The sequence below is a fragment of the Pseudonocardia nigra genome (assembly GCF_019396355.1).
GTDB classification, from domain to species: Bacteria; Actinomycetota; Actinomycetes; order Mycobacteriales; family Pseudonocardiaceae; genus Pseudonocardia; species Pseudonocardia nigra.
In genome coordinates this window covers 1-1435 of record NZ_JAHKRK010000452.1, presented here as the reverse complement: position 1 = coordinate 1435, position 1435 = coordinate 1, and the positions used below count along the sequence as shown (strand labels likewise).

1 pseudogene is annotated in these 1435 nt (G+C 70.0%); it reads left to right on the top strand.

Annotation, left to right across the window (positions count from 1 at the left end):
- Positions 1–278 precede the first annotated feature (278 nt).
- Positions 279–1314, top strand: a pseudogene (locus KME75_RS47525) (IS1634 family transposase); the annotation flags it as partial.
- Positions 1315–1435: the final 121 nt, after the last annotated feature.

Below are 1435 nucleotides of genomic sequence, written 5' to 3'. Positions count from 1 at the left end.
CGTATCAACCAGCACTCCCGGCAGCAAGGCAAGCACCCCGACCACCACGGCGTGTCGCACCGGGGCCGGGCCTCGCCTCGGCTGGATTAGCCGGTAAAAGGAGACACCACCTCCACCTACTTCGAGATCGACGAGCCCGACGATCCGCACGCCCGCCACGTCCGTGGCCGGCTGATACCGCGACCAGCCAGCACCACGACGGCGACGGCGACGGCGACGGCGACGGCGACGGCGACGGCGACGGCACCATGGGCGAGGACGCCGACACGGACGGAGTGGGGTTCCCGACGTTCGGTAAGTCGAAGGACTCCCGCGACGACCTGCCCCAGGTCGTGGTCGGGATGGCCGTGACGAGGGATGGGATCCCGGTGCGGGTGTGGTGCTGGCCGGGCAACACCTCGGACTCCCCGCTGATCCGCCAGGTCAAGGACGACATGCGGGACTGGACGCTGGGGAAGGTCATCTGGGTGGCCGACCGCGGGTTCACCTCCGCGGCGAACCGCCGCCACCTCACGGCCGGAGGCGGGGGCTACATCCTCGGCGAGAAGCTGCGCTCCGGCTCGGCGGAAGCGACCGCCGCCATGGCCCGCCAAGGCCGCTACCAGGAGGTGAGCGCCAACCTGCGAGTCAAGGAAGTCAAGATCAGCTCTCACGAGCGGTTCGTGGTCTGCCACAACCCCGACGCCGCGGACCGGGACGCCGCGGTGCGCGCGAACCTAGTCGAGCGGCTCGAAGCGATGATCGCCGGATCGGACCGGCTCACCCCGACCAAGCGGGCCGAGCTGCGCGGGGGTCATCTCCACCAAGCCCGGGCTCAACCGGTTCCTGCGCGTCACACCGGGCGGACTGCTGCGCATCGACGCCGCGAAGATCACCGCCGACGCCAAGCTCGACGGGAAGTACCTGCTGCGCACCAGCGACCCGCACCTGTCGACCGAGGACATCGCGCTGGGCTACAAGCAGCTCCTCGAAGTCGAACGCGGCTGGCGCGACATGAAGCAGGTCCTGGACCTGCGCCCGGTCTATCACCGGCTCGAGGACCACATCCGCGCCCACGTCGTGCTCTGCTGGCTCGCGCTGCTGCTGGCCCGGATCGTCGAGACCCACACCAGCACCCCCGACACCACCACGACCTGGCCGCGCGCCCGCGACCAGCTGCAACGCCTGCACGTCGGCACCTTCACCGGCCCGGCCGGGCTGTTCCGCCAGACCAGCACTCCCAGCAGCGAGATCCGGCGACTGCACACCGCCCTCGACCTCCCGCTGCCCCCGCGGATCCTGGACCTCGACCCCGAGCAGCCCACAACGCCCTGATGTGATGAAGGAGCGGGGCCTCCGCTCCTCGTGACTCCCGGCTCATGCTCGGGGTGCTCACACCATCGATTTGAGGAGGCCCCTGTGAGCGAATCGTACGAGGGTCGGCAGATCGTCGGGA